Origin of the sequence: Massilia luteola, assembly GCF_034420155.1 — a bacterium.
GTDB lineage: Bacteria > Pseudomonadota > Gammaproteobacteria > Burkholderiales > Burkholderiaceae_D > Telluria > Telluria luteola.
This window is the reverse complement of sequence record NZ_JAXOFN010000053.1, coordinates 1-22,327: the sequence shown is the minus strand read 5'-3', so window position 1 is coordinate 22,327 and position 22,327 is coordinate 1. Positions and strand designations below refer to the sequence as shown.

Annotated in this window: 23 protein-coding genes and 1 pseudogene; 14 read left to right on the top strand and 10 right to left on the bottom strand. The window is 62.5% G+C overall.

The features are described 5' to 3' along the window. Positions 1–48: 48 nt before the first annotated feature. Together U9J41_RS28455 and U9J41_RS28450 are read right to left on the bottom strand one after the other, a co-directional pair. Positions 49–1,215 (bottom strand): IS4 family transposase, encoded by a 1,167-nt coding sequence (locus U9J41_RS28455; RefSeq protein WP_322405543.1) that lies wholly within the window; start codon positions 1,213–1,215, stop codon positions 49–51. Positions 1,216–1,362: 147 nt separating this feature from the next. Beyond that, a complete protein-coding gene (locus U9J41_RS28450) occupies positions 1,363–1,551 on the bottom strand; it encodes a hypothetical protein (protein WP_322405542.1) in 189 nt (62 codons plus the stop codon). 1,728 nt (positions 1,552–3,279) lie between these two features. On the opposite strand from U9J41_RS28450, the gene U9J41_RS28445 reads away from it, so the two are divergent. Further along, positions 3,280–3,801: a DUF6817 domain-containing protein gene (locus tag U9J41_RS28445; protein ID WP_322405540.1), complete on the top strand. Its 522-nt coding sequence runs from the start codon at positions 3,280–3,282 to the stop codon at positions 3,799–3,801. Here U9J41_RS28445 and U9J41_RS28440 read toward each other — a convergent pair. Both U9J41_RS28440 and U9J41_RS28435 read right to left on the bottom strand, forming a co-directional pair. Continuing rightward, on the bottom strand, positions 3,766–4,317 hold the full coding sequence (locus tag U9J41_RS28440; RefSeq protein WP_425261273.1) for an alkaline phosphatase D family protein: 552 nt from the start codon (positions 4,315–4,317) through the stop codon (positions 3,766–3,768). The two genes, U9J41_RS28445 and U9J41_RS28440, sit on opposite strands and share 36 nt — an antisense overlap. A 24-nt stretch (positions 4,318–4,341) precedes the next feature. Then, on the bottom strand, positions 4,342–4,776 hold the full coding sequence (locus U9J41_RS28435; protein WP_322405539.1) for an acyl-CoA thioesterase: 435 nt from the start codon (positions 4,774–4,776) through the stop codon (positions 4,342–4,344). Positions 4,777–4,837: 61 nt separating this feature from the next. Between U9J41_RS28435 and U9J41_RS28430 the strand changes: the two genes are divergently transcribed. Both U9J41_RS28430 and kdoO read left to right on the top strand, forming a co-directional pair. Next, a complete protein-coding gene (locus U9J41_RS28430; protein ID WP_322405538.1) occupies positions 4,838–6,682 on the top strand; it encodes an ABCB family ABC transporter ATP-binding protein/permease in 1,845 nt (614 codons plus the stop codon). Between the two features lie 16 nt (positions 6,683–6,698). Next, a complete protein-coding gene (gene kdoO / locus U9J41_RS28425; RefSeq protein ID WP_322405537.1) occupies positions 6,699–7,571 on the top strand; it encodes a Kdo hydroxylase KdoO in 873 nt (290 codons plus the stop codon). Positions 7,572–7,733: 162 nt separating this feature from the next. Here the strand turns inward: kdoO and U9J41_RS28420 are convergent, their stop codons facing one another. Both U9J41_RS28420 and U9J41_RS28415 read right to left on the bottom strand, forming a co-directional pair. Then, positions 7,734–8,810, bottom strand: coding sequence for a type II asparaginase (locus U9J41_RS28420; RefSeq protein ID WP_425261270.1), 1,077 nt, complete (start codon positions 8,808–8,810; stop codon positions 7,734–7,736). A 75-nt stretch (positions 8,811–8,885) separates the two neighbouring features. Then, entirely contained in the window at positions 8,886–10,157 is a 1,272-nt protein-coding gene (locus U9J41_RS28415) for a dicarboxylate/amino acid:cation symporter (RefSeq protein ID WP_322405536.1), read from the bottom strand. Positions 10,158–10,342: 185 nt separating this feature from the next. On the opposite strand from U9J41_RS28415, the gene U9J41_RS28410 reads away from it, so the two are divergent. Next, entirely contained in the window at positions 10,343–11,068 is a 726-nt protein-coding gene (locus tag U9J41_RS28410; RefSeq protein ID WP_322405535.1) for an amino acid ABC transporter ATP-binding protein, read from the top strand. Positions 11,069–11,331: 263 nt separating this feature from the next. On the opposite strand, the gene U9J41_RS28405 is transcribed toward U9J41_RS28410, so the two are convergent. Then, on the bottom strand, positions 11,332–12,069 hold the full coding sequence (locus U9J41_RS28405; protein WP_322405534.1) for a sulfite exporter TauE/SafE family protein: 738 nt from the start codon (positions 12,067–12,069) through the stop codon (positions 11,332–11,334). Between the two features lie 146 nt (positions 12,070–12,215). On the opposite strand from U9J41_RS28405, the gene pyrC reads away from it, so the two are divergent. The 6 genes from pyrC to U9J41_RS28375 all read left to right on the top strand — a co-directional run bounded on the left by pyrC (position 12,216) and on the right by U9J41_RS28375 (position 16,566). Next, positions 12,216–13,265 carry a dihydroorotase gene (pyrC, locus tag U9J41_RS28400; RefSeq protein WP_322405533.1) on the top strand — a complete coding sequence of 350 codons (1,050 nt, stop codon included), beginning with the start codon at positions 12,216–12,218 and terminating at the stop codon, positions 13,263–13,265. 4 nt (positions 13,266–13,269) lie between these two features. After that, positions 13,270–14,064, top strand: a complete 795-nt coding sequence (locus U9J41_RS28395; protein WP_322405531.1) for a DUF3025 domain-containing protein — start codon at positions 13,270–13,272, stop codon at positions 14,062–14,064. 13 nt (positions 14,065–14,077) lie between these two features. Continuing rightward, entirely contained in the window at positions 14,078–15,085 is a 1,008-nt protein-coding gene (locus tag U9J41_RS28390; RefSeq protein ID WP_322405530.1) for a Gfo/Idh/MocA family protein, read from the top strand. Then, entirely contained in the window at positions 15,082–15,456 is a 375-nt protein-coding gene (locus U9J41_RS28385; protein ID WP_322405529.1) for a 50S ribosome-binding protein YggL, read from the top strand. The genes U9J41_RS28390 and U9J41_RS28385 overlap by 4 nt, the downstream gene beginning before the upstream one ends. Before the next feature lie 141 nt (positions 15,457–15,597). Further along, entirely contained in the window at positions 15,598–15,852 is a 255-nt protein-coding gene (locus U9J41_RS28380; protein WP_322405528.1) for a hypothetical protein, read from the top strand. Between the two features lie 201 nt (positions 15,853–16,053). After that, complete coding sequence (locus tag U9J41_RS28375; protein ID WP_322405527.1) at positions 16,054–16,566, top strand: hypothetical protein; 513 nt, start codon at positions 16,054–16,056, stop codon at positions 16,564–16,566. A gap of 132 nt (positions 16,567–16,698) precedes the next feature. Here the strand turns inward: U9J41_RS28375 and U9J41_RS28370 are convergent, their stop codons facing one another. Continuing rightward, positions 16,699–17,682 (bottom strand): AraC family transcriptional regulator, encoded by a 984-nt coding sequence (locus U9J41_RS28370; protein ID WP_322405526.1) that lies wholly within the window; start codon positions 17,680–17,682, stop codon positions 16,699–16,701. Positions 17,683–17,744: 62 nt separating this feature from the next. Here U9J41_RS28370 and U9J41_RS28365 point away from each other — a divergent pair, with 62 nt between their 5' ends. After that, positions 17,745–18,596 carry an NAD(P)H-binding protein gene (locus U9J41_RS28365; protein WP_322405524.1) on the top strand — a complete coding sequence of 284 codons (852 nt, stop codon included), beginning with the start codon at positions 17,745–17,747 and terminating at the stop codon, positions 18,594–18,596. Between the two features lie 470 nt (positions 18,597–19,066). Continuing rightward, entirely contained in the window at positions 19,067–19,261 is a 195-nt protein-coding gene (locus tag U9J41_RS28360) for a DUF3079 domain-containing protein (protein WP_322405523.1), read from the top strand. 474 nt (positions 19,262–19,735) lie between these two features. On the opposite strand, the gene U9J41_RS28355 is transcribed toward U9J41_RS28360, so the two are convergent. After that, complete coding sequence (locus U9J41_RS28355; protein WP_322405522.1) at positions 19,736–20,401, bottom strand: hypothetical protein; 666 nt, start codon at positions 20,399–20,401, stop codon at positions 19,736–19,738. A 306-nt stretch (positions 20,402–20,707) separates the two neighbouring features. On the opposite strand from U9J41_RS28355, the gene U9J41_RS28350 reads away from it, so the two are divergent. Together U9J41_RS28350 and U9J41_RS28345 are read left to right on the top strand one after the other, a co-directional pair. Further along, complete coding sequence (locus U9J41_RS28350) at positions 20,708–21,172, top strand: RrF2 family transcriptional regulator (protein WP_322405521.1); 465 nt, start codon at positions 20,708–20,710, stop codon at positions 21,170–21,172. Further along, positions 21,147–21,389 (top strand): annotated as a pseudogene (locus U9J41_RS28345) (FAD-dependent oxidoreductase); the annotation flags it as partial. The gene U9J41_RS28350 and the pseudogene U9J41_RS28345, both read left to right, overlap by 26 nt. Before the next feature lie 22 nt (positions 21,390–21,411). Here U9J41_RS28345 and U9J41_RS28340 read toward each other — a convergent pair. Then, positions 21,412–22,274 (bottom strand): IS5 family transposase gene (locus U9J41_RS28340; protein ID WP_425260250.1). Its coding sequence is split into 2 segments (ribosomal slippage): positions 21,412–21,905 and positions 21,905–22,274, totalling 864 coding nucleotides; the frame shifts between segments, so codons are not numbered across the junction. Between the last annotated feature and the right edge of the window lie 53 nt (positions 22,275–22,327).

Genomic DNA, 22,327 nt, shown 5'->3' with positions numbered 1-22,327 from the left:
CCCCGCCTGCGCGCACTGCTGTCCGGAATAAAATTCTTGACAGTTTCATCAGATGAGGCTCAGCTGGAGCTCTGCCATTTCTTGCTGAAGTCGCCGTCGTTGTCGATAGCGGGAAGCTTCGATCTCGGGGCGCTGAAACAAGGTGGCGCGTATCAGCACGAGACAGTCCCAGAGACTGATCTTGAGCGAGTGCCGCTGCTTGTAGAGCGCCACGAGCAAATAGCTGATCAACGCTGTAAGCACTTGGATGCGCACTGCGTTTTCGCTCCGCCCGAGGAATTTTTTGATTTTCAGGTGCTGCTTGATCCACTTGAAAAACAGTTCGATTCCCCAGCGCTCCTTGTAACGCTGGGCGATCTCGAACGCGGCGCTGTCCAGATCGTTGGTGGCCAGGACAAGCGGCGTGTCCTTTTCCGGGCGAGCGATCGTGATACGCCGTAGCGATGCCAGATATGGGTTGTCTCGTCCTCCGGGGCGCTTATGTTTGAGCTGGACGATTTCATCATTGAGCACGATCCCGGCGGCTTCGGCGGGAATGCTTCTTTCTTCGATTATCCGTAGGCCGGCATTGCGTTTGAACCGGGTAACGAACTGCGCCCCAGCCTGACTGATGGCGTTCCACCAGGCGTAGTCGCAGTAGCCTTTGTCGAAGACGTAAAGGGCGCCCCGAACCAGCGGTACGCTCCAGGCTTTCTCTACGTCGTTGACGTTGGCCGCGCTGAACGAAATCCAGTCTGGCGTCCGGGTCTGGGCATCAAGCAGGACATGGACCTTGATACCCTGGGTATTACGGGTACGGCTCTCTTGTGTCCAGCGCTCGAATTCCCGTCCCTTGAGCGTCAACGACGTCGAGTCGAGCAGATACATCAATTCAGCACTATCGCTGCGCAACTGACGCGACACCTGTCCCATCAGCCAATTGGCGACGTCACTGAACACGGTATCGGAGCGCCTGGCGTTCGCATCGGCCAGCGTCGTACGTTTGATCATCCCGGCGCCCAAATGGTAATGGTGAGAGCGGTGATGATTAAAGCCCGTCTCCAGCGCCCGCAAGCCCGGGGCTTCACTGAGCTGGCCGTACATCATCGCGATCAGGTGTTGCCAGTGCCCGAACTTCTTCGAGTACTTGTCGGCCTTGTGTCTTTTTACCAGCTGATCAAACTTCGAGCGGGGCAGGCCCTTTAATAATTCTTGAAAGGTAGCTATGCTGAACATGTTGCGGGGTTTTGGTTTTTTGAGTTTGGCGACTCGGGTATACGCCCGTAAACCAATCCCTGCAACACCTTCAGCGATTTCCCCTCAAATTATTCCGGACAGCAGTGCGCCTGCGCGGGGACGACGACTTCACGTTGCGCGCCGTTTTCAGATCATCGTGATCTCCACGCCCGGCCTCCCATCCTCGACCCGGAACGCCGCCAGCTCCCGCTGCGCGGTCTTCGGATCCCGCACCGCGTCCAGCCCCATGAACCGCGTCCGCGTCGCGGCCGGCGTAATCTCCATCAGCATATAGCCCCGCTTGTCGCTGCGCCCGAACCTGATGTGCGGGTTCATCGCCACCCTTGGCGACATCGATGCCTACCATTGAAGTAACAGACACGGTCCTCGGCTCCCCTGCTTGTGCATGCGAGCTCGACCAGTGCCGGCGCTCGTAACCGTTTGGGATCAGGAAGACCAGTACGGTGGGCGTGCGCTTTCGACTCAGTCACGGGCTCCAACACCCCAGCGCCTACCAAACTGCACGCGCCGGTCTGCTTCTGGAACTGCAGGACTTCAGACTTTACCGCACCTGCCTACCGTCTGACATACAAGCGCCAAATTCATTTAAATAGGATGAAGATTAAATCTTTGTAATGTTACTTTTGGATGGCATTCCAGAATGTTCCCTAAGTATAGTTTTAGTCGTCAAAAGCATAAAGGCGGGAACAATGAGTGCGTTATGCAGGGTAAATAAATTCTTCGAGAAAGAGCGCAACTGTCACTGATCGGGTCTTTAGACCATGCGTTCGTCTTCGGCGTTTTTGCAAACTTTTCTCGGTCTGTGAAGTAGCAATACGTTTGAACGAAGTCGGACTAATCAAATCTTGAAAGAGAGAATATGGTTATTCGCAGACAAACATTAAAAACAGTCGTTTCGTCAATGCTTGATGAATATTCCCAACGTTTGTGATGCGCGTCGTCAATAAGACAATCGCAAATCGATTCGAACCGCCTAAAATATCCAAGCCAAAAAGTATGTTGGAAGTAACTGGGCGATAATACTAGAGCCAATCCAATCTTGTAGGTTTTGTTATCATGGATCTTAAATTCTCCTGGAAAATCAAAGCGCTTTGCGGGGTTGGGTTGCTTTCTCTTATCGCGAGCGAGGCGGTAGTGTACCGAATAACTGGCAGCCTGAGTTCCGAGGCCCTACTGCGGAACGTTAGCATCACTTCGATTTTTCTAGGAGCCGCTGCAATTATCGAGCTCGGAAGGTTGCGAAAAAGACAGGTCGCGGTCTTTTTGAGTTTTATGTTGGGCGCGTGCATTTTGTGGGTAACAATGTTTTACCCTTCGCCCATAATGGCGTTTGTTTGCGCGGGAATAATTTCATTGACTTCCGTCGTTGCTGTATATTGGTATCGTCAGGGACGAAATTAGGAAAAGTGAGTAACGGCGCCTTTTGAAAAGAAAGATTTTGTTATTTATATGGCGAATCCTTTTATGTTCGTAAACGAAAAAATTAACGTAATTGATAATGCGATTCCACGTGATCTTCGAAACGAACTGACCGAACTTGTCCGGCGACAAATATGGAGATACGATTGGAGGTCGAACGCAAATCACGACCGTTATTGCTTTCGGCACGCTCATTTTGCCGATGGTGATGGCAAAAGTAGAAAAAATTGCCTGCCGGAACTAAAGAATAATCTTGCTGCCTCACCAGTTCATGCATTATGGGAAATTTTATCTAAAGATCAGTTGCGTGGATACATCTCGCTACGAGTTTATGCTAATGCACATACATACGGGGTCGAAGGCCATATTCACGCAGACAGCACAGATGAAGAAAATTATTTTACTACGATATACTATGCCCACGATATTTGGAGGAAGAACTGGGCGGGAGATATAACGTTTTATTCGGACGACGATGAAGTCATTAAATCGATATCGCCGTAACCCGGTCGAATCGTTTTCTTTTCGGGGCAATTCTTCACAAAGCACAGGCGCCCAGCCGTGAATGCCCGGAACTACGAGTTTCGATTGTCATAAAAACGCAGCTTGCGTGAAGGATTACCTGTGAGTGGGCGCCTTGAGGAATTCCTTTACCGCTGCGGAACTACGGATATACGTCACGGCCGCCGTTCCTTAGCGGAGCAACTTCACGGCACACATGAGTTGCTTCAGAAATGGGAAGCTGACGAAGCAGTATGCGTCGCCGGCCTATTCCACAGGGTTTATGGAACAAACGTCTTTCGTTATTCTGCTCTTCAAATTACGCATAGAAAACGGCCCAGAGCGCTGATTGGCGAGCGGCACAAGCTCATGCATGTGACGGAGGCGAGCCCTTGGTCGGGTAATCAAACTGCTCTGAACCTTGTGTTAAAAGATATGTATCACGAATTGCCTTCAGAGTTTAACGTAGGAAGCACCCGAATGACCCCCGAGAAACTGGTATCTGCCCGCATCGTGCATTACGTCGGCAAACGCAAGCCATGGCAATCGGAAGAACCATTCGGCGTTAATCAGATCCGACTGGCCGGCCAAGACATGTGCGATACGCTATTACGGCTTTGGAAGAAGTATGCACCGGAGGAGTGAGATCAGGTCCGGGTTCGCCTGCTCGATGTAGCGGTGCGCCGCATAGCTGCCGAATTCCCAATGCTGGCACGAGGCCACGGCCAGCTTGAGCGAGTCCGGCATGCTGTCCGGTGCGGGCGCCGTGCGCGTGCGGCCGACGGGGCTGACGGCGTCGCCCAGCATGAAGCGATACCAGTACCAGCGCGCCGGCTGCAGGCCCCGCACGTCGACGCGCACGCTGTGCGCCAGTTCGGGCGTCGCGACGGCGCTGCCCTTCGCGGCGATGTTGCGGAACGCCCCGTCGTGCGCCACTTCCCAGCGCAGGGTGAGGGCGAGCGACGGGCTCTTCGTCGCGTCGAGCGGATCGGGCGCCACGCGCGTCCACAGGATCACGCCGTCCGGCAGCGGCGAACCGGATGCGACGCCGAGGCTGAACGGATAGCCGGCCGCGTTCGACGGCGCGGCGTGCAATAACGCCGACGATGCGGCCGCGAGCCGCGCCGCGTTCAGCAGGAACAGGCGGCGCGGCCAGCTCATGGACAGTGCGCGGCGGCCTGCGATTTACTGCGCGATCAGCGATTCCAGCGGCGGCAACTGGCGCGGCTTGCGGTCCGGGCCCGTGGCGACATAGGTCAGCGTGGCTTCGGTCACCTTGACGACGTCCGTCTGCAGGCGGTTGCGTTCCGCGTACACCTCGACGTAGACGGTGATCGACGTATTGCCGACCTTGACGATGTCGGCATAGAACGACAGCAGGTCGCCGACGAACACGGGGTTCTTGAACACGAAGGAATTCACGGCGATGGTGGCGACGCGGCCGTTCGCGCGGCGCACGGCCGGCAGCGAGCCGGCGACATCGACCTGGGCCATGATCCAGCCGCCGAACACGTCCCCGTAGACGTTGGCATCGGACGGGGCGGGCATCATCCGCAGCACCGGCATCTTTCCTTCAGGCAGGCGGGTGGCGGATGGGGTGTGGTTTTGTGGCTGGGTCATCTTGAAATCTCGGTAAAGGCTACAATCCTCCCGATTGAACCATAAAACTTCGAGCCCTGCCATGCGACGCTCTCCGCCGAACTCCCTGCCCCCCGTCGATCCGAACGCCAAACGGAACGACTGGGCCACCATCGCCACCTTGCTGCCCTATTTGTGGGTCTATAAATGGCGGGTGCTGGCCGCGCTGATCTGCCTCGTCGGCGCCAAGATGGCCAACGTCGGCGTGCCGCTCGTGCTGAAAAAGCTGATCGACCACCTGACGATCAACCCATCCAGCCCGCACGCCTTGCTCGTGCTGCCGCTCGGCGCGCTCGTCGCGTACGGCGCGCTGCGCTTTTCGACGACGCTGTTCACCGAGCTGCGCGAATTTCTGTTCGCACGCGTGACGCAGCGCGCGGTGCGCACGATCGCGCTGAAAGTGTTCCGGCACCTGCACGCGCTGTCGCTGCGCTTCCACCTGAACCGCCAGACGGGCGGCATGACGCGCGACATCGAACGCGGCACGCGCGGCGTCAGCTCGCTCGTCTCGTACTCCCTGTTCTCGATCCTGCCCACGCTCGTGGAGATCACGCTGGTGCTGGGCTACCTCGGCACGCACTACGACGCCTGGTTCGCCGGCATCACGTGCGTCGCGCTCGTCACGTACATCACGTTCACCGTCACCGTCACGGAATGGCGCACGCATTTCCGCCGCACGATGAACGAGCTGGATTCGAAGGCGAACACGAAGGCGATCGACTCGCTGATCAATTACGAGACGGTGAAATACTTCGGCAACGAGGACTACGAAGCGAAGCGCTACGACGAGGGCCTGCAGAAGTACGAGCAGGCCGCGGTGCGTTCGCAGACGTCGCTGTCGGTCCTGAACACGGGCCAGTCCCTGATCATCGCGGCGGCCGTCACGGCGATCCTGTGGCGCGCGACGCAGGGCGTGATCGACAAGACGATGACCCTGGGCGACCTCGTGCTCGTGAACTCCTTCATGATCCAGCTGTACATCCCGCTGAACTTCCTCGGCGTGATCTACCGCGAGATCAAGCAGAGCCTCGCGGACATGGAGCGCCTGTTCGGCCTCCTCGAACAGAATCGCGAGGTGGCCGATTCGCCCGATGCGCGGCCGCTCGTCACGCACGGTGCGCGGGTCGAGTTCGCGCACGTCGAATTCAACTACGACCCGAAACGCCAGATCCTGTTCGACGTCGACTTTACGATCGCGCCCGGCACCACGACGGCCGTCGTGGGTCACAGCGGCTCGGGCAAGTCGACCTTGTCCCGGTTGCTGTTCCGCTTTTACGACGTGCAGCGGGGCGCGATCCGCATCGACGACCAGGACGTCAGGAACGTGACGCAGGATTCGCTGCGCGACGCGATCGGCATCGTCCCGCAGGACACGGTGCTGTTCAACGACACGATCGAATACAACATCGCCTACGGCCGCCCGGGCGCGAGCCGCGCCGACATCGTGTCGGCCGCGCGCGCGGCCTCGATCCATGACTTCATCGAAACCCTGCCGGACGGCTATGCGACAATGGTGGGCGAACGCGGCCTGAAACTGTCCGGCGGCGAGAAGCAGCGCGTGGCCATCGCGCGCACGCTGCTCAAGAATCCGGCGATCCTGATCTTCGACGAAGCCACGTCGGCGCTCGATTCGAAGGCGGAGCAGGCGATCCAGGCGCAGTTGAAGGAAATCGCGAAGCAGCGCACGACGCTCGTCATCGCGCACCGCCTGTCGACCATCGCCGACGCCCACCAGATCCTCGTGCTCGACCACGGCCGCATCGTCGAACGGGGCACGCATGCGGCCCTGATCGCGGCGGATGGCCTGTACCGGCAGATGTGGGACCGCCAGCAGGCCAGGCAGGACGAAGACCTGGCGTCGCCGCCGGTCGAAGCCGTACAAGATTGATGAGGATGTGAACGGAATGGAAAAACAGATCGTCGAGATCGACATGGCGGACGTAGGCCACGGCAACCCGCCCTGGATCGCCGCGCTGGAAGCGGGCAAGGTGCTGTACTTCCCGAACTTCGGCCAGCACGGCTTCGCGCCGCACAAGGAAGAACTGGCGCTGTTCCGCGAAGACATCCGCGACCCCAAGACCCGCAACATCAGCCTCTCGTCCGCCGGCGACCTGAAAGGCGTGGTCGGCGACGACGCGACGCGCGCGCTGATGGCGGGGATGATCGGCCGTTTCCGTGCCGAGGCCGAAGGATTGCTGGGCAACCTGGTGCCGCGCTACGGCGAGCACCTGCGCCGCGGCGCGACGAGCTTCCGGCCGGCGGTCGTGCAGAACCGCGTGCAATCGTGGCGCGCCGACGACCGCCGCATGCACGTGGACGCGTTTCCGTCGCGCCCGAACTACGGCGAGCGCCTGCTGCGCGTGTTCACCAACGTGAACCAGGACGGCGAACCGCGCGTGTGGCGCGTGGGCGAACCGTTCGAGGACGTGGCCCGGCGCTTCCTGCCGAAAGTAAAATCGTATTCGGCCTGGCAGGCGAAGGTGCTGAAGATGCTGCACGTGACGAAGTCGCTGCGCAGCGAATACGATCACATCATGCTGCAGCTGCACGACGCGATGAAGTCCGACCTCGACTACCAGAAGAATGCGCCGCAGGTCACGTTCGGCTTCCCGCCGGGCTGCGCGTGGGTGTGCTTCTCGGACCAGACCTCGCACGCCGTGATGGCGGGGCAGTACATGATGGAACACACGCTGCAGCTGTCGCCCATGCACCAGTACGACAAGGATGCGAGTCCGCTGGCGATCCTGACGCGGATGCAGGGACACGCGTTGGTGTGACGACGTAACAATGGCCGCAAGCGCGGCCATTTTTTGTTGACGCGCGCGATGTGTTGGCGTTGCGAGTGGGCGGAGGCCGCCCACCCTACGGCACTGCGAACATCGTCCGGTGGGGTTTGTGAGGCCGGGCCTCACAAACGAAGGTACCCACCAAACGCCGCGTCAATAGGTATAGAACATCCGCTGAATCTCCTTGGTGTCGTTCGTCTTCGTCAGCGCCAGCATCAGCAAAATGCGCGCCTTCTGCGGATTGAGCGTATCGGCCACCACGAAATCCAGCTGGTCGTCATTGGCCTCGCCGTTGCGCGCGACGATGCCCTGGCCCACGCGGCTGGCGCGCACGATGATCACGCCTTTTTCACGCGCGGCCGACAGGGCCGGGCGCACCTTGATCGGCAGGCTGCCGTCGCCCACGCCCGCGTGGATCAGGCCCTTGGCGCCGGCGGCGACCAGCGCGTTGACGGCCGTCGGGCCCACGTTCGCGTAGGTGTAGGCGATGTCGACCTGCGGCAGCGACGTCAGGTTGCTCACGTCGAACTCCGTGTCGACCGTGTGCTTGCGGGTCGAGGCGCGGTAGAAGTGCGGCTGGTTGCCCACCACGTAGCCGAGCAGGCCCAGTTCCGTCGCCTTGAAGGTGTCCGTCGTCGTCGTGTTGGTCTTGCTGACGTCGCGCGCGGCGTTGATCTGGTCGTTCATCACGACGAGCACGCCCTTGCCGATCGCTTCCTGGCTGCCCGCGACCAGCACGGCGTTGTACAGGTTGATCGGGCCGTCGGCCGAGATCGCGGTCGACGGCCGCATCGCGCCCACCACCACCACCGGCTTTTTGCTCTTGACGACGAGGTCGAGGAAGTACGCCGTTTCCTCGATCGTGTCGGTACCGTGGGTGATCACGACGCCGTCCACGTCCGGCCTGGCCAGCAGCGTGTTGACGCGCTTGGCCAGGGTCAGCCAGTGCTCGTTGCTCATGTTCTCGCTGGCGATCTGGAACACCTGTTCGCCGGTCACGTGCGCGACCTGCTTCAGTTCCGGCACGGCCTTGATCAGGTCATCGACGCCGACCTTGGCGGCCGTGTAGCCGACCGTCGTCGTGCTGGTGGCGCCGGTGCCGGCGATGGTGCCGCCCGTGGCGAGGATCACCACGTTGGGCAGGCGGTGCGTGGCCTGGGCCTGGGCGGCCGCGGCCCACATCGAAAACAGGAACAGTGCGAACAGTGCGCGTATGGATTTTAAAAACATTGGATCTCCTTTTTTAACAATTTTTGGAAGGCAAAAAAAAGGCTCCTGGGGAAGGAGCCTGGATTCGGTGGCCGCTCAGCGCAACGGCGCGGCGGCGATGTCTTTCTCGGCAAGCGCCGGATCTGTGAGGTCCCCCTCCCACTTCGCGACGACGGCCGTGGCGATGCCGTTGCCGATGACGTTCGTGGCCGAGCGGCCCATGTCGAGGAAGTGGTCGATCCCGAGCAGCAGCAGCAGGCCCGCCTCGGGGATGTGGAACTGGCCCAGCGTGGCGGCGATCACGACGAGCGATGCGCGCGGCACGCCGGCCATGCCTTTCGACGTCAGCATCAGCACGAGCATCATGGTCAGCTGCGTGGACAGCGCCAGCTCGATGCCGTAGGCCTGGGCGATGAAGACCGAGGCGAAGGTGCAGTACATCATCGAGCCGTCCAGGTTGAACGAGTAACCGATCGGCAGCACGAACGCGGCCAGGCGGTTCTTGACGCCGAAGCGTTCCAGGCCTTCCAGCGTTTTCGGATACGCGGCCTCCGACGACGCGCAGGTGAACGCGAGGATGGTCGGCTCGCGCAGCAGGCCGAGGAGTTTGAACAGGCGCGGGCCGACGAACAGCACGCCGATCGCGATCAGGACGGCCCACAGCAGCGCGATGCCGAGGTAGAACTCGCCCATGAACTTGCCGTAGGTGGAGAGCACGCCCACGCCGCTCGTGGCGACGACGTCGGCCACCGCGGCGAACACGGCGAACGGTGCGAAGTTCATCACATAGCCAGTCACCTTCAGCATCACGTGGGCCGCGCCGTCGATGGCGTCGACCAGCGGCGTGGCGCGCGCGCCCACGGCGGCGGCGCCGGTGCCGAAGAAGATCGAGAAGATCACGATCTGCAGGATCTCGTTCCTGGCCATGCCGTCGGCGATCGACGTCGGCACGAGGTGGGTGACGAAGTCCTTCAGCGTCAGGCCGGAGGCGGTGATGCCCGACGAGGCGCTCATGTCCGGCAGGTGGCCGGCGGCGGCCATCGCGTCGCCCGGCCGGAACAGGTTCACGAGGATCAGGCCCAGCGTGAGCGAGAGCAGGGAAGCGATGATGAACCAGCTTAACGCCTTGATGCCGATGCGGCCGACTTCCGCGGCATTGCCCATCTTGGCGATGCCCACCACCAGCGTCGAGAACACGAGCGGCGCGATGATCATCTTGATCAGGCGGAGGAACAGCGTCGTCACCAGAGACATCGTCTCGGCGAAGCCCTTGGTATCGGTCATATGGGTGTTCGCCACGTAGCCGACGGCGATGCCGAGTACCAGGCCCACGAGGATCCAGGTGGTGAGGCGGTTTCTTTGGTTCATAAGCTTCCTCAGTGGTGGCAGATTGCGGAACAGGGGAGATCGTCCTTCCTGTTCCGGCGCCGTGGCACAATCTCGTGCAAGATCAGGTAGTTGCCGGGTGCCTGGTGCTGTGATATTGACAAGTCCCGGCAGTATCCTTGGCGTTGCGGGTGCTGTCAAGCACGCCCAAATCCGGTGAAAACAAGATGATCGAAATCGACAATGTCAGCAAGTGGTATGGCCCTTTCCAGGTCCTGCGCGAGTGCACGACGCGCGTCGCGCGCGGCGACGTGGTCGTCGTGTGCGGCCCGTCCGGCTCGGGCAAGTCGACGCTCATCAAGACCGTCAACGGCCTCGAGCCCTTCCAGCAAGGGGCGATCCGCGTGGACGGCACGTCCGTCGGCGACCCGGCCACGCGCCTGCCTGCGCTGCGCGCGCGCATCGGCATGGTGTTCCAGAATTTCGAGCTGTTCCCGCACCTGTCCGTGCGCGACAACCTGACGCTGGCCCAGGTCAAGGTGCTGAAACGGCCGCGCGACGAGGCGACGGCGAACGGCCTGACATACCTGGAGCGCGTGGGCCTGCTGGCGCACCAGGACAAATTCCCGGCCCAGCTCTCGGGCGGCCAGCAGCAGCGCGTGGCGATCGCGCGGGCGCTGGCGATGGACCCCGTCGCGATGCTGTTCGACGAGCCGACGTCCGCGCTCGATCCGGAAATGGTGGGCGAAGTCCTCGACGTGATGACCGGCCTGGCCGGCGACGGCATGACGATGATGGTCGTGACCCACGAAATGGGCTTTGCGCGCCGCGTGGCGGACCGCGTCGTGTTCATGGACGAGGGGCGCATCGTCGAGGACAGCGCCGGGGAGGCGTTTTTCGAGGCGCCGAAGTCGGACCGGGCCAGGGAGTTTTTGGCGCGGATTATTCACTGACGTTGATCGTATGGTTAACAGAAAAACGTCACCCCGTGCAAAAAACGTCGCCCCCGCGCGAAAACGTCACCCTCGTGCAAAAAACGTCGCCCCCGTGCAAAGAACGTCGCCCCCGCGCAGGCGGGGGCCCAAGTACTCTCGGCGCTGCCGCGATGCGTGCAAATTGGATCCCCGCCTGCGCGGGGACGACGTAATTTTAACGGGGGGGGGACGAGCTGATTTATGACGCAGGGACGACGTGGTTTATCGCGCGGGAACGACGTTTACAGGTTCCGCAGCACCAGGCTCGCCCCGCCCGCGATCAGCACGACCCACACGGCCTGCTTGACCCGCTCCGCCGGCAGCCGCTGGTGCAGCCGGTTGCCGAGATACAGCCCGCCGAGCGCGAACGGCAGCAGCACGACGGCCAGCAGCGGCAGCGTCGGCTGGCGATACAGCCCGGCACCCGTGAACAGCACGAGGCGCGCGACGGCGCTGAAGAACAGCACGCCGCTGATGGTGGCGCGCAGGGTCACCTTGTCGTGCAGGCGCCGCGTGAGGAAGATCGTGTAGAACGGCCCGCCGGTGCCGAACAGCGCCGTGAACATGCCGCCGACGACGCCGAACGGGCCGGCCCACGCGGACGCCAGCGGTTGCGGCTTGCCGCGCACGAGCAGGCTCCAGGCCGAATAGCTCAGGATGAACAGGCCGAGCACGAGCAGCAGCAGGTGTTCCGGCGCCCGCACGAGGGCGAGCACGCCGATGGCCATCCCGGCCACCATGAACGGAATCAGCCGCAGGGCTTCGCGCTTTTCGATGAAGCGGCGGTTCTTGAGGCCCAGCAGCAGGCCGGACACGAGATCGAACACGAGCATCAGCGGCACCGCCGTGCGCAGCGGAATCAACAGCACGAGCAGCGGCATCGCCGTCACGGACGAGCCGAAACCGGTGAGGCCGTAGACCGTGTAACCGAACACGATGATGCACGCCAGCTGGGCAAGCGTAAGCAATTCGAATGTCATGTTTGCGCGGGCCGGTTGACAATACGACGATTTTAGCCCCAAAGGGTATTTCCGTTCTGTATTGCAATGTATCGTGTGCACTTACAAGGCATGCCGGACGCGGTGCGTGCGAGTAAAATGTCGGGGTTCGCAATCCGAGAGCCGCCATGTCCATCATCGAATCCCCCGACACCATCACCCTCATCCGCCCCGACGACTGGCACCTGCACCTGCGCGACGGCGCGGCCATGGCCAGCGTGCTGCCGCACAGCGCGCGCCAGTTCGCCCGCGCCATCGTCATGCCGAACCTGAAGCCGCCCGTCACGACCGCGGCGCTGGCGACCGAATACCGCGCCCGCATCCTGGCCGCGCTGCCGGCCGGCATGTCGTTCGAGCCGCTGATGACGTTGTATTTGACCGACAACACGGAACCTGACGAGATCCGCCGCGCGCGCGACGCCGGCTTCATCCACGGGGTGAAACTGTACCCGGCCGGTGCCACGACGAATTCCGCCGCCGGCGTGACCGACCTGCGCAAGTGCTATAAGACGTTGGAGGTGATGCAGGAACTCGACATGCCGCTGCTGACGCACGGCGAAGTCACGGACCAGCACATCGACCTGTTCGACCGCGAAGCCGTGTTCATCGAACGCGTGATGCGTCCGCTGCGCCGCGACTTCCCGGAACTGCCGATCGTCTTCGAACACATCACGACGAAGGACGCGGCCGAGTACGTGGCCGAGGCCGAGGGACCGATCGCCGCGACCATCACGGCGCACCACCTGCTGTACAACCGCAACGAGATCTTCAAGGGCGGCATCCGCCCGCACTACTACTGCCTGCCGGTCCTGAAGCGCGAGGAACACCGCCTGGCGCTGGTGACGGCGGCGACGAGCGGCGACGAGCGCTTCTTCCTCGGCACCGACTCCGCCCCGCACGCCGTCCACGCGAAGGAAGCGAGCTGCGGCTGCGCCGGTTGCTACACCGCGCTGCACGCGATGGAGCTGTACGCCACCGCCTTCGAACAGGCCGGCGCGCTGGATAAACTGGAAGCGTTCGCGAGCCTGAACGGCCCGAACTTCTACGGCCTGCCGGTCAACGAGGGCACCATCACCCTGAAGCGCGAGGCGTGGAACCTGCCGGCGACGGTGCCGATGGGCGAGCAGGAACTGGTGCCGCTGAACGCCGGCGAACAGATCGGCTGGAAGATGCTGTAACGGGATGTTCCCGGACATCGACTGGACGCGGCCGTGGTACGACGCGGTCCGTCCCGCTTTCGACAGTTTGGCTGCCGGCCCGTTCATCGCGGCGTTCAATGCGAATGCGGCGCGGCTCGGGCTGGTCAACGACAGCGGCCAACCGCTGCGCTTCGTGCCGCAGGACGCGCTGCCGGAAGGGATGGCGTACGAAGCCTTCATCGGCGCCACGGGCTGTGTGCCGACGCGCGCGAACCTGCACGATTTCTTCAATGGCCTCGTGTGGCAGACCTTCCCGCGCATCAAGCGCGCATTGAATGCCCTGCAGGCCGCGCAGATCGCGCAGGCCGGCGTGGGCAAGGCGCGCGGGCCGGCGCGCGACGCCGCCACCATCTTCGACGAGAACGCGGCCCTGCTCGTCGTGCGTGACGGCGCCGCGGGCCGCGCGCTCGTCGACGACCTGCGCGCGCACCGCTGGCGCGACGCCTTGTTCGACCAGCGCGCCATGTTCGGGCGCGATTGCGAACTGTGGCTGTTCGGGCACGCGCTGATGGAAAAGCTCGTCGTGCCGCGCAAGGCGATCACGGCCCATGTGCGCGTCGTGCCCGCCGCCGCGGAATTTTTTGCGCTCGACCGCGCCGCGCGCCGCGACTGGATCGATGCCGCGGTGTCCAAGGCGATAGCGGCCGCGGGCTTGTCCACGGCCGGCTTCACGCCGCTGCCCGTGCTGGGCGTGCCGGGCTGGTGGCCGGACCAGGACGAAGCGTTTTATCTCGACCCAACCGTGTTCCGGCCGAAGCGGCCGGCCAGCAATGCATAAGGAGGACAGCGCCATGAACGACAAGGTACGTTGGGGCATCCTTGGCACGGGCAAGATTGCCAAGGCCTTTGCCACCGCACTCAAGGACACACCGGACGCGCAGCTCGCCGCCGTCGGCTCGCGCGACCTGGCCAGCGCCAGACGGTTCGCGCGCGAATTCGGCGGTACGGCATATGGATCGTACGACGACCTCGTCGCGGCCGGCGACGTGGACCTCGTCTACGTCGGCACGCCGCATCCCGCACATTACGAGAACGTGCGCCTGGCGCTGGAAGCCGGCAAGGGCGTCCTGTGCGAAAAGGCCTTCACGGTCAACCGCCGGCAGGCCGAGGAACTGGTGGCGCTCGCGCGCGCGAAGAATCTGTTCCTGATGGAGGCGATGTGGACGCGCTTCCTGCCCGCGCTGGCCGAGGTGCGCCGCATCGTCGACTCGGGCGAGATCGGCACCGTGCGCCAGGTGAACGCCGACCTCGGATTCAAGGCCGACGTCGGCCCCGAACACCGCCTGTTCAATCCCGTGCTGGGCGGCGGCGCGCTGCTCGACCTGGGCATCTATCCGTTGTCGATCGCGGTGGCGCTGCTGGGGCCAGTGGAGGGCGTGCTGGCGCACGCCGACTTCGGCCCGACCGGCGTCGACGAGCAGACGGGCATCCTGCTGCGCCACGGCGGCGGCGGCATGTCGATGTGCAGCTGCTCGCTGCGCGCGCGCCTGCCGAGCGAGCTGACGATCGCGGGCGAACGCGGTCACGTGCGCATGAACACGATGTTCTACCGCGCGCAGACGGTGACGGTGGTGCGTGCCGACGGCATCTCGCGCACCGTGCCCACACCCTATGCCGGCAACGGCTACGTGCACGAGGTGGCCGAGGCGCAGCGCTGCTGGCGCGCGGGCCTCGTCGAAAGTCCGGGCATGACGCATGCCGATACGCTGGCGCTGATGGGCGTGATGGACGAGGTCCGGCGCCAGATCGGGCTGACCTATGACGCCGACCAATCGATGACAACCAAGGAGACCCCATGAAACGCGATCCCCGTTCGACCAGCCGCATGCGGCGCCTGAATGCCCGCCAGCGCAAGAAGATGCGCGTCGGCGAATTCCGCGAGCACTGCTTCGACGTCGAACTCGTGTTCCACGCCCCGATGCGCGGCGAGCCGTATCACGACTTCATCAACGACTTCTTCGGCGCGCTGGAAGAACGCGGCCTGCTCGGCGGCGGCTTCGGCGGCCGCGAGCCGTTCAGCGAGACGGAAGGCGTGGTCGCCCGCATCGAGCGCGGTTCGCCGACGGAAGACGATCGCGAGGCCGTGATCGCGTGGCTGCGCGCGCGGCCGGAAGTCGTCGATGCGCGCGCCAAGGATTTCAAGGATGCCTGGCACGGCTACGACTTCTAGAACTGTCGAGATGTAAGGATCTGTCAGCGCGGTAACCGTTTGTAAAGCGCGTCAACAGACGGACCCGCCGCCCCGTTTTAGGGACAAGTGCGACGCAAAACGACTTGCACCGAACCCCAAAACTTCTTAGGACCCTTCATCATGAAAAAGACCATCGCTACCCTGATCGCCGGCCTGTTCGCAACCGCTGCCTTCGCCCAGGCGCCGGCACCGGCCGCCAAGCCGGCAACCGCCACGCCGGCCGCGGCCAAGGTCGAAGCCAAGCAGGAGAAGCAAGCCGCCAAGGCCGACGTGAAGGAAGCCAAGGTCGAGGCCAAGGAGACCAAGAAGGAAGCGAAGGCCGACGCCAAGCACGCGAAGGCCGAGCACAAGGCCACGAAGGTCGCGGCCAAGTAATCCGGTCCCGACGCATGAAAAAGCCCGCGCGACGCGGGCTTTTTCGTTTGCGTGCACGGCACAACGCGGCGGTGTAAGCATCCGTCAACACAGTAACCGTTTGTAAAGTGCGTCAACAGACGGACAGAAGACCTCGTTGAAGGGATAAGTGGCACACGAACGATGTGCACCTGGACCGATAAACTCTGAGGACCCTTCATCATGAAAAAAACCATCGCTACCCTGATCGCCGGCCTGTTCGTCACCGCGGCATTCGCCCAGACGCCCGCCCCCAAGCAAGCCGTGCTGGTCAACAACGCGGACTTGAAGGCAACGAAAACCGAGACGAAGGCCATGCCGCCTGAAGCCAAGGCAGCGCAAGCCGACGCGAAGGAAGCGCACGCCGATGCGAAGACGGCCAAGACGCATGCCAAGGCAGCGAAGGCGAGCGCCAGGCATGCGAAGAGCAAGACCAGGCATGTCGCGAAGACCGACACCGTGAAGGATGACATGGCCGCGACGACAACGCCGGCGCCGGCTGCGGAAGCGGCTCCGGCAACCGCAGCCGCCCCGGCGGCACCGGCTACTCCGGCGGCTCCGGCTTCGACGTCGGCTGATGCGGCCACTTCGGCGACCCCCGCCACGCCGGCCGCCCCGGCCACCCCGGCCACCCCGGCACCGGAGGCTACCCCGGCGCCGGCCACGCCGGTACCTGCCGCGCCGGTCACCCAGTAAGTCCGTCGTCCGATGCCGACGAAGCCCGCGCGATGCGGGCTTTTTTACGCCCGTGTTCGTGGTCGGGCAGGTATTGCCGGCCCGTAGCCCGCCCAATTCTCGGTGAATGGATGCGCGCGTTTCGAAGTCGGGTCATGCTCCGACGCTCGCGCCGGCATAACGGCGCCGGTGTTCGCCCGGCGAAATGCCGCGCACCCGCTTGAACGCTTTTGCAAACGCGAATTCGTCGTCATATCCGACCCGGCCCGCCACGCGCGCCGCGCGCTCGCCTTGTTCCAGGAACCCGGCCGCGACAGCCATGCGCCAACGCGTGATATAGGACAGGGGCGGCTCGCCGACGGCACTGCGGAAACGGCGGGCGAACGGCGCGCGCGATAGCCCGACCACGCGCGCCAATGTCTCCACGGTCCAGTTGAAAGTCGGATCGGCGTGCACGGCCTGTAACGCCGGGCCGACGACCGGATCCGCGAGCGCGCCGAACCAGCTTTCGCTCGCCCCGTCGGCCTGGATCGCGAGCCAGGTGCGCAGCGCATGGACGAACAGCAGGTCGACCAGGCGATCGATGACGAGCGAAGAACCGGGCGCTCCCCGTGCGGCTTCCGCTTCCAGCATCCGGACCGTGGCGGCCAACGCCCCTTCGGCAATTTGCTCCGCGCGCAGATGGATCAGCCGTGGCAGGCCGTGCAGCAATGGGTAGCGGCCGTCGAGCGACAACGAATAGGAACCGCATAACAGCGCGCATTCCGGTCCACTTCCGTCGGGCAAAGCCAACGTCTGGCCGGGGGCAATATTCGCGGCGTACGCGTGCAGATCGATGGGCTCACTGGCAGGGTCATCGCACAAGACGTGCGCCGTGCCATGCGGTAACAGGACCAGGTCGCCAGGCTCCAGCCGAACCGGTGTGTCATCGCCTTCGCAAAGCAGCCAGCAGGCCCCGCGGGAGACCACGTGGAAGCCGGCCAGCCGCTCGACGTGCCCGAACCGCAAGCCCCACGGCGCCCTGACCGAAATCGAGGCCGACAAGCGCCCCCCGAGCTGGGCCGCTTCCAGCACTTGCGTTAGAGCGTCAGTACATGAATCGATACGTTTGAACATGGAATCGATGGTTTCGTGCATTCTTTCGATCGGAATTTATTCCTATAGTGACGTCTCCTACAAAACAGATCAAGGATTTCGTCATGCACGCTTCTCCCATATTGGTAACGGGCGCCACCGGAAAAACGGGGCGCCGCCTGCTCAACCACCTTGCCCGGCGCGGCCAGGTCGCGCGGCGGGCGAGCCGCCGCGGCGATGGTGGCAATGTCGTGTTCGATTGGCACAACCCGGCGACATTCGCCCCGGCCCTCGACGGCGCCCGCGCCGTCTACCTCGTGCCGCCGGCGTTCGTCGAAGATCCGTCCGACGTCGTGGCGGCGTTCCTCGGGCAGGCACGGCGAAGCGGTGTCGAGTCGGTTGTCGCACTGTCCTCGATGGGCGTCGACTTTCCGCACGAGCCGCAGGATTCCGGCCGCCGCAACGTGGAGCGGGCGGTGCGCGAATCCGGATTGCAGTGGACGATCCTGCGTCCGACGGGGTTCGCGCAGAATTTCTCCGAAGGGTTCCTTCTGCCCGCAATCCTGCAGGCGGGGGCAGTCGCCACCGCGACCGGCACCGGCGCGGTCGCGTTCGTTGATGCCGATGACATCGCGGGCGTGGCAGCCTGCGCGCTTACCGAACCCGGGCACGTCCATGCGACCCATGTGATTACGGGGCCGCGCGCGCTCAGCTTCGGCGAAGCGGCGGATGCGATCGCGCAAGCGTCCGGCCGCGCCGTCGTACATCACGCCTTGCCGCGCGAAGGCATGGGACAACTGCTTCAACAGGCAGGCATGCCGGCCGATTACCTCGAGATGATCCTGCGCGACCAGGACGCCATCCGCGAGGGTTACGGCACAGACCTTACCGACACCGTGGCGCGCGTTACCGGCCGGCCCGCCCGTGATTTCGACGATTTTGCGCAGGCCGCGGCGGATGTGTGGGCGGTCCGGTAAACGCGGGAATGTCATGGCGCCGTGCCGCGGTCAGCCGACGGTCCGGCGGTCGGCTTGGGGCACGTGTCGGCGGCGTTACGTATTTCCGAAGTCGGGGGACGTTTTGCTGCCGACGGGTTGCCATCGACGTAGATCGTGACGAGGCCTTGACCGTGCCGGTGTACAGCAACGTCGGACCCAAAGCAGACCTGGCCATCGTTCGTTAGCAGGCCACGGACAGCCGGTGTCGTCACCGCAAGCAAGGCTCATCAAGTGACCGGCAAGGAACTCGCCATCATTTTATAAACCGTTGTAGACAAACATGAGCAGAAGGCTTGGCCTATGCTTTGCAGAATTTAAAAAGAGCCACCATCGTTGGCGAAACTATCTCTATGTAGATGAAGCGATCACCATAACTGGCCAAAGCATGGTTTCGGATTGAATTGACTTGGATTAAGGAAAGTCACTGCCCAGGTCACTATGCTTCATACATGGCTAAAAAATTCCCCATCCATCCTATACACCCGGAGCGTGTGTGCTGGGGATGTGACAAATATTGCCCCGTAGATTCACTCGCATGCGGAAACGGTTCGGTGCGCACGCAGCACCCGGTCGAATTATTCGGTGATGATTGGCAGGAGTGGGGACTCGATTCGAAAAATGACGCGGGTTCTGACGCCACGTAAGCGCAAATTTCCTCAATCGAAGTGCCGATGTAATCGCTGATCCCCTCGGCGATCGTGTAACTGGCACGATAGCGCCTCCCATCATTGTCACCTATCCGATTAGGCAAACCAGCTTCTCCAACGCCGGGTTCGGTAGCAAGAAGTCGCTGACGCGACGCGAGAACCTGCTGACCTGGATCGAGTCCGCGGCCATGAACTGGGGCATACCCGAACGGCGATTGACGCGGCCGTCCCCGGATGGGCCTGGAGCGCGTGTTGCGCATGTGAATCGCCCAGCAATGATTCGATTTATGGGCAGAAGGAATCGAAGACCCCCTCTACCACAGCCAGTCGCTTCTGGCCGAACCCGGGCATGTCGAATGCCGGCTGCGCCAGGCGTCGCGGCGTCGCGGCGTCGATTTGCAGACAGCGTGCTCCGCATTGGCCTCGTGCCAAGCTACTTTTTCGAAGCATGCCGAGATGCGGAGCGCCGGATCAGGGCTCACGCTTCCATTGCGCCCTCGACGGACATGCGATCGATCCTGCTTCGTCGATTCCCTTAATGACGCCGTTCTCGGGGCCGACGTTTCCACTCATCCTGCATATCGTCTTTCCCCCTACGTGTTTGCGGTAGATGATCGTTCCATCGGGCGCGGTATAACTGTCCTGCCATACCCCCGCCTCAAAGTGGGCAGCATCGACATCATGCCCGAACCGGGTCCATCGCGAGTCCGCGCCAGACGGCACGCTCGGCAGTTCCTGGGCAATCGCCCGCGCGACGCGGCTAGCTTGGCGCCGGACGAGGTCCATATTGAAACTGGCGTCAGGGGAACTCGCCGGTGTGGGCGACGCCGCGTCTGACGCTGCGTCCGCGCGATTCGTGCTTGCGTGCGACGGGCCTGCATCCGGAAGCGAGATGTCATGCTCAGGAAGCTTTTTCTTCGACATGCTTGTCGGCGTGCGATGGATAGCCGGGCTCGGGCGGTCCGTCGTGGGCGCAGTCGCTTTGACTATCGGCCGCAACAGGATTGAGATCAGCGCAGGTTGTCGCTCCATGCGCACCCGCTTTTCCTGCAACCACATCGCAAGTGCCAGCAGGTGCACGCTGATGATAACCGCTAGCACGGATTGTTTTCGTAAAAAGGTTTTAGCGGAGGCCAATGATGTAGCGGTTCGTAGGCATCTGAATAAGAGAAATAATCCACTTCTATGTTATCAGGCCACGACATTTAAAAATGCGCTCTTTGTCGCGCAGTTGCTGATTGTGCGCTCCTGCCCGATTGCGGGCGTTCAAAATGGTTCAGTGTACGGAATGGCTGCTATCAGGACAAATAAGTTTTTATCCGGCGCACCAAAGTGCTTCCAACCGGAATGGCAGCATCACGCCTGCGCTGTTGACGATAAGGTCCACGGGACCATAGCAATCGGTAGTTGCGCCCAAAGCGCTCATGTACTATCATAAGTTACATGAAACGTGACAGTAAACTCTCTTCCGTCCTCCACCTGCTGCTGCACATGGCGCACAGCAAACGGCCGCTCACCTCCGAGGAATTGGCTGGCTTCTTGCAGACCAATCCGGTACTCGTGCGGCGCACGCTTGCCGGGCTGCGGGAACGTGGTTATGTCGGTTCCGAAAAAGGCCACGGCGGCGGTTGGGTGATCACGGCGGACCTGCGCAACCTCACGCTGCACGACGTGTATGTGAGCGTCGGTTCGCCGACGGTGTTCGCGATGGGTAATCGCGTGGAGCATCCCGAGTGCCTGGTCGAGAAAGTCGTCAACCAGTCGCTGACCAGCGCCTTCGACGAAGCCGAGGCTTTACTGGTCAGCCGTTTTGCCGACGTCACGCTGGCCGATCTATCCGAACGCTTCAATGCGCAGTACGCTCAACATGGAGAACAGCACCATGCACACGTCCGGAAACCAGGCTGATTTCGACGTTATCGTTGTCGGCGGCAGCTACGCCGGCTTGTCCGCCGCGCTGCAGTTGGCGCGTGCCCGCCGCAATGTGCTCGTCATCGATGCCGCGCGGCGGCGCAACCGCTTCGCACGGCATTCTCATGGCTTCCTGACGCAGGACGGGAGCGAAGCCGCGACCATCGCCGCGCAGGGGAGGGCGCAATTGCAGGCCTATCCGAATGTCGCCTGGGCTAGGGCGTGTCTGACTGATCTCAGAGGAGCCATAAAATAATTGTCGCGACAAGCACGGCCGTAGAGAAGTTATGGCCGCGTTTGTCGTATCGCGTTGCGACGGCGCGGAAGTCTTTTAATCGGTTGATCGCGCGTTCGACGACGTTGCGGCCCTTGTACGCTTCGGCGTCGAATCGTGGAGGCGAGCCACCGCGACGCCCTTTGCGCAGCCGGCTGTTCTGCGCATCAAGTCGTTCGGGGCACACGCAGCGGATGCCCCGTTGTTGGATCTGTCGCCGATAATGCCGGGCACCGTAAGCGCGGTCGACACGCAAGCATGTCGGGCGTTTGCGTGGCCGGCCTCGCCCTGGTCGGGGTACTGAAATGGCGTCAAGAACAGGGCCGATGTTCGCCGCGTCGCTGCATTGGCCGGCCGTGACGATGAAGGACAATGGCAGACCGTTTCCATCCACGCAAAGATGGATCTTGCTGGTGAGTCCACCACGAGAATGCCCCAGCCACTCGTCAATTACATCCCCCTTTTTTCTGCCGCAGGAAGTGTCTTTCGAGCCCCAGCGGCACTTCGCTGAGCTTTCACGTGGGTCGCATCAAGCGCAGCTCCGTCCCAGTCGATGCGGCCGGATGCATCCGCGGCCGCCTGCATGATCTTGAGTAGACGTTGCCATGTGCCGTTGCGCGACCAACGCACAAACCTGTCGTAACAGGTCTGCCAAGGACCGTAGCGGGGTGGGATGTCGCGCCAAGGCGCGCCAGTCCTCAACCGCCACACGATCCCATTAATCACGTGTCTGTGCCCGACATAAGCATGACCGTGATGTGGATTGGGCGGCAAATGTGGTTCCAGCTGCCGCCATTGCTGTTCAGTTAGGTCAGTTCGGCTCATCGCCATCTGACCAACCAAACAAAATTTCGTTCCCTCAGTCAGACAGACCCTAG

Bases quoted from the DNA above. Each gene is read 5' to 3' on its own strand.
- U9J41_RS28455 (WP_322405543.1), bottom strand. From the start codon at position 1,215: ATGTTCAGCATAGCTACCTTTCAAGAATTATTAAAGGGCCTGCCCCGC.
- U9J41_RS28450 (WP_322405542.1), bottom strand. From the start codon at position 1,551: ATGAACCCGCACATCAGGTTCGGGCGCAGCGACAAGCGGGGCTATATG.
- U9J41_RS28440 (WP_425261273.1), bottom strand. From the start codon at position 4,317: ATGAGCTGGCCGCGCCGCCTGTTCCTGCTGAACGCGGCGCGGCTCGCG.
- U9J41_RS28435 (WP_322405539.1), bottom strand. From the start codon at position 4,776: ATGACCCAGCCACAAAACCACACCCCATCCGCCACCCGCCTGCCTGAA.
- U9J41_RS28430 (WP_322405538.1), top strand. From the start codon at position 4,838: ATGCGACGCTCTCCGCCGAACTCCCTGCCCCCCGTCGATCCGAACGCC.
- kdoO (WP_322405537.1), top strand. From the start codon at position 6,699: ATGGAAAAACAGATCGTCGAGATCGACATGGCGGACGTAGGCCACGGC.
- U9J41_RS28420 (WP_425261270.1), bottom strand. From the start codon at position 8,810: ATGTTTTTAAAATCCATACGCGCACTGTTCGCACTGTTCCTGTTTTCG.
- U9J41_RS28415 (WP_322405536.1), bottom strand. From the start codon at position 10,157: ATGAACCAAAGAAACCGCCTCACCACCTGGATCCTCGTGGGCCTGGTA.
- U9J41_RS28410 (WP_322405535.1), top strand. From the start codon at position 10,343: ATGATCGAAATCGACAATGTCAGCAAGTGGTATGGCCCTTTCCAGGTC.
- U9J41_RS28405 (WP_322405534.1), bottom strand. From the start codon at position 12,069: ATGACATTCGAATTGCTTACGCTTGCCCAGCTGGCGTGCATCATCGTG.
- pyrC (WP_322405533.1), top strand. From the start codon at position 12,216: ATGTCCATCATCGAATCCCCCGACACCATCACCCTCATCCGCCCCGAC.
- U9J41_RS28395 (WP_322405531.1), top strand. From the start codon at position 13,270: ATGTTCCCGGACATCGACTGGACGCGGCCGTGGTACGACGCGGTCCGT.
- U9J41_RS28390 (WP_322405530.1), top strand. From the start codon at position 14,078: ATGAACGACAAGGTACGTTGGGGCATCCTTGGCACGGGCAAGATTGCC.
- U9J41_RS28385 (WP_322405529.1), top strand. From the start codon at position 15,082: ATGAAACGCGATCCCCGTTCGACCAGCCGCATGCGGCGCCTGAATGCC.
- U9J41_RS28380 (WP_322405528.1), top strand. From the start codon at position 15,598: ATGAAAAAGACCATCGCTACCCTGATCGCCGGCCTGTTCGCAACCGCT.
- U9J41_RS28375 (WP_322405527.1), top strand. From the start codon at position 16,054: ATGAAAAAAACCATCGCTACCCTGATCGCCGGCCTGTTCGTCACCGCG.
- U9J41_RS28370 (WP_322405526.1), bottom strand. From the start codon at position 17,682: ATGCACGAAACCATCGATTCCATGTTCAAACGTATCGATTCATGTACT.
- U9J41_RS28365 (WP_322405524.1), top strand. From the start codon at position 17,745: ATGCACGCTTCTCCCATATTGGTAACGGGCGCCACCGGAAAAACGGGG.
- U9J41_RS28360 (WP_322405523.1), top strand. From the start codon at position 19,067: ATGGCTAAAAAATTCCCCATCCATCCTATACACCCGGAGCGTGTGTGC.
- U9J41_RS28350 (WP_322405521.1), top strand. From the start codon at position 20,708: ATGAAACGTGACAGTAAACTCTCTTCCGTCCTCCACCTGCTGCTGCAC.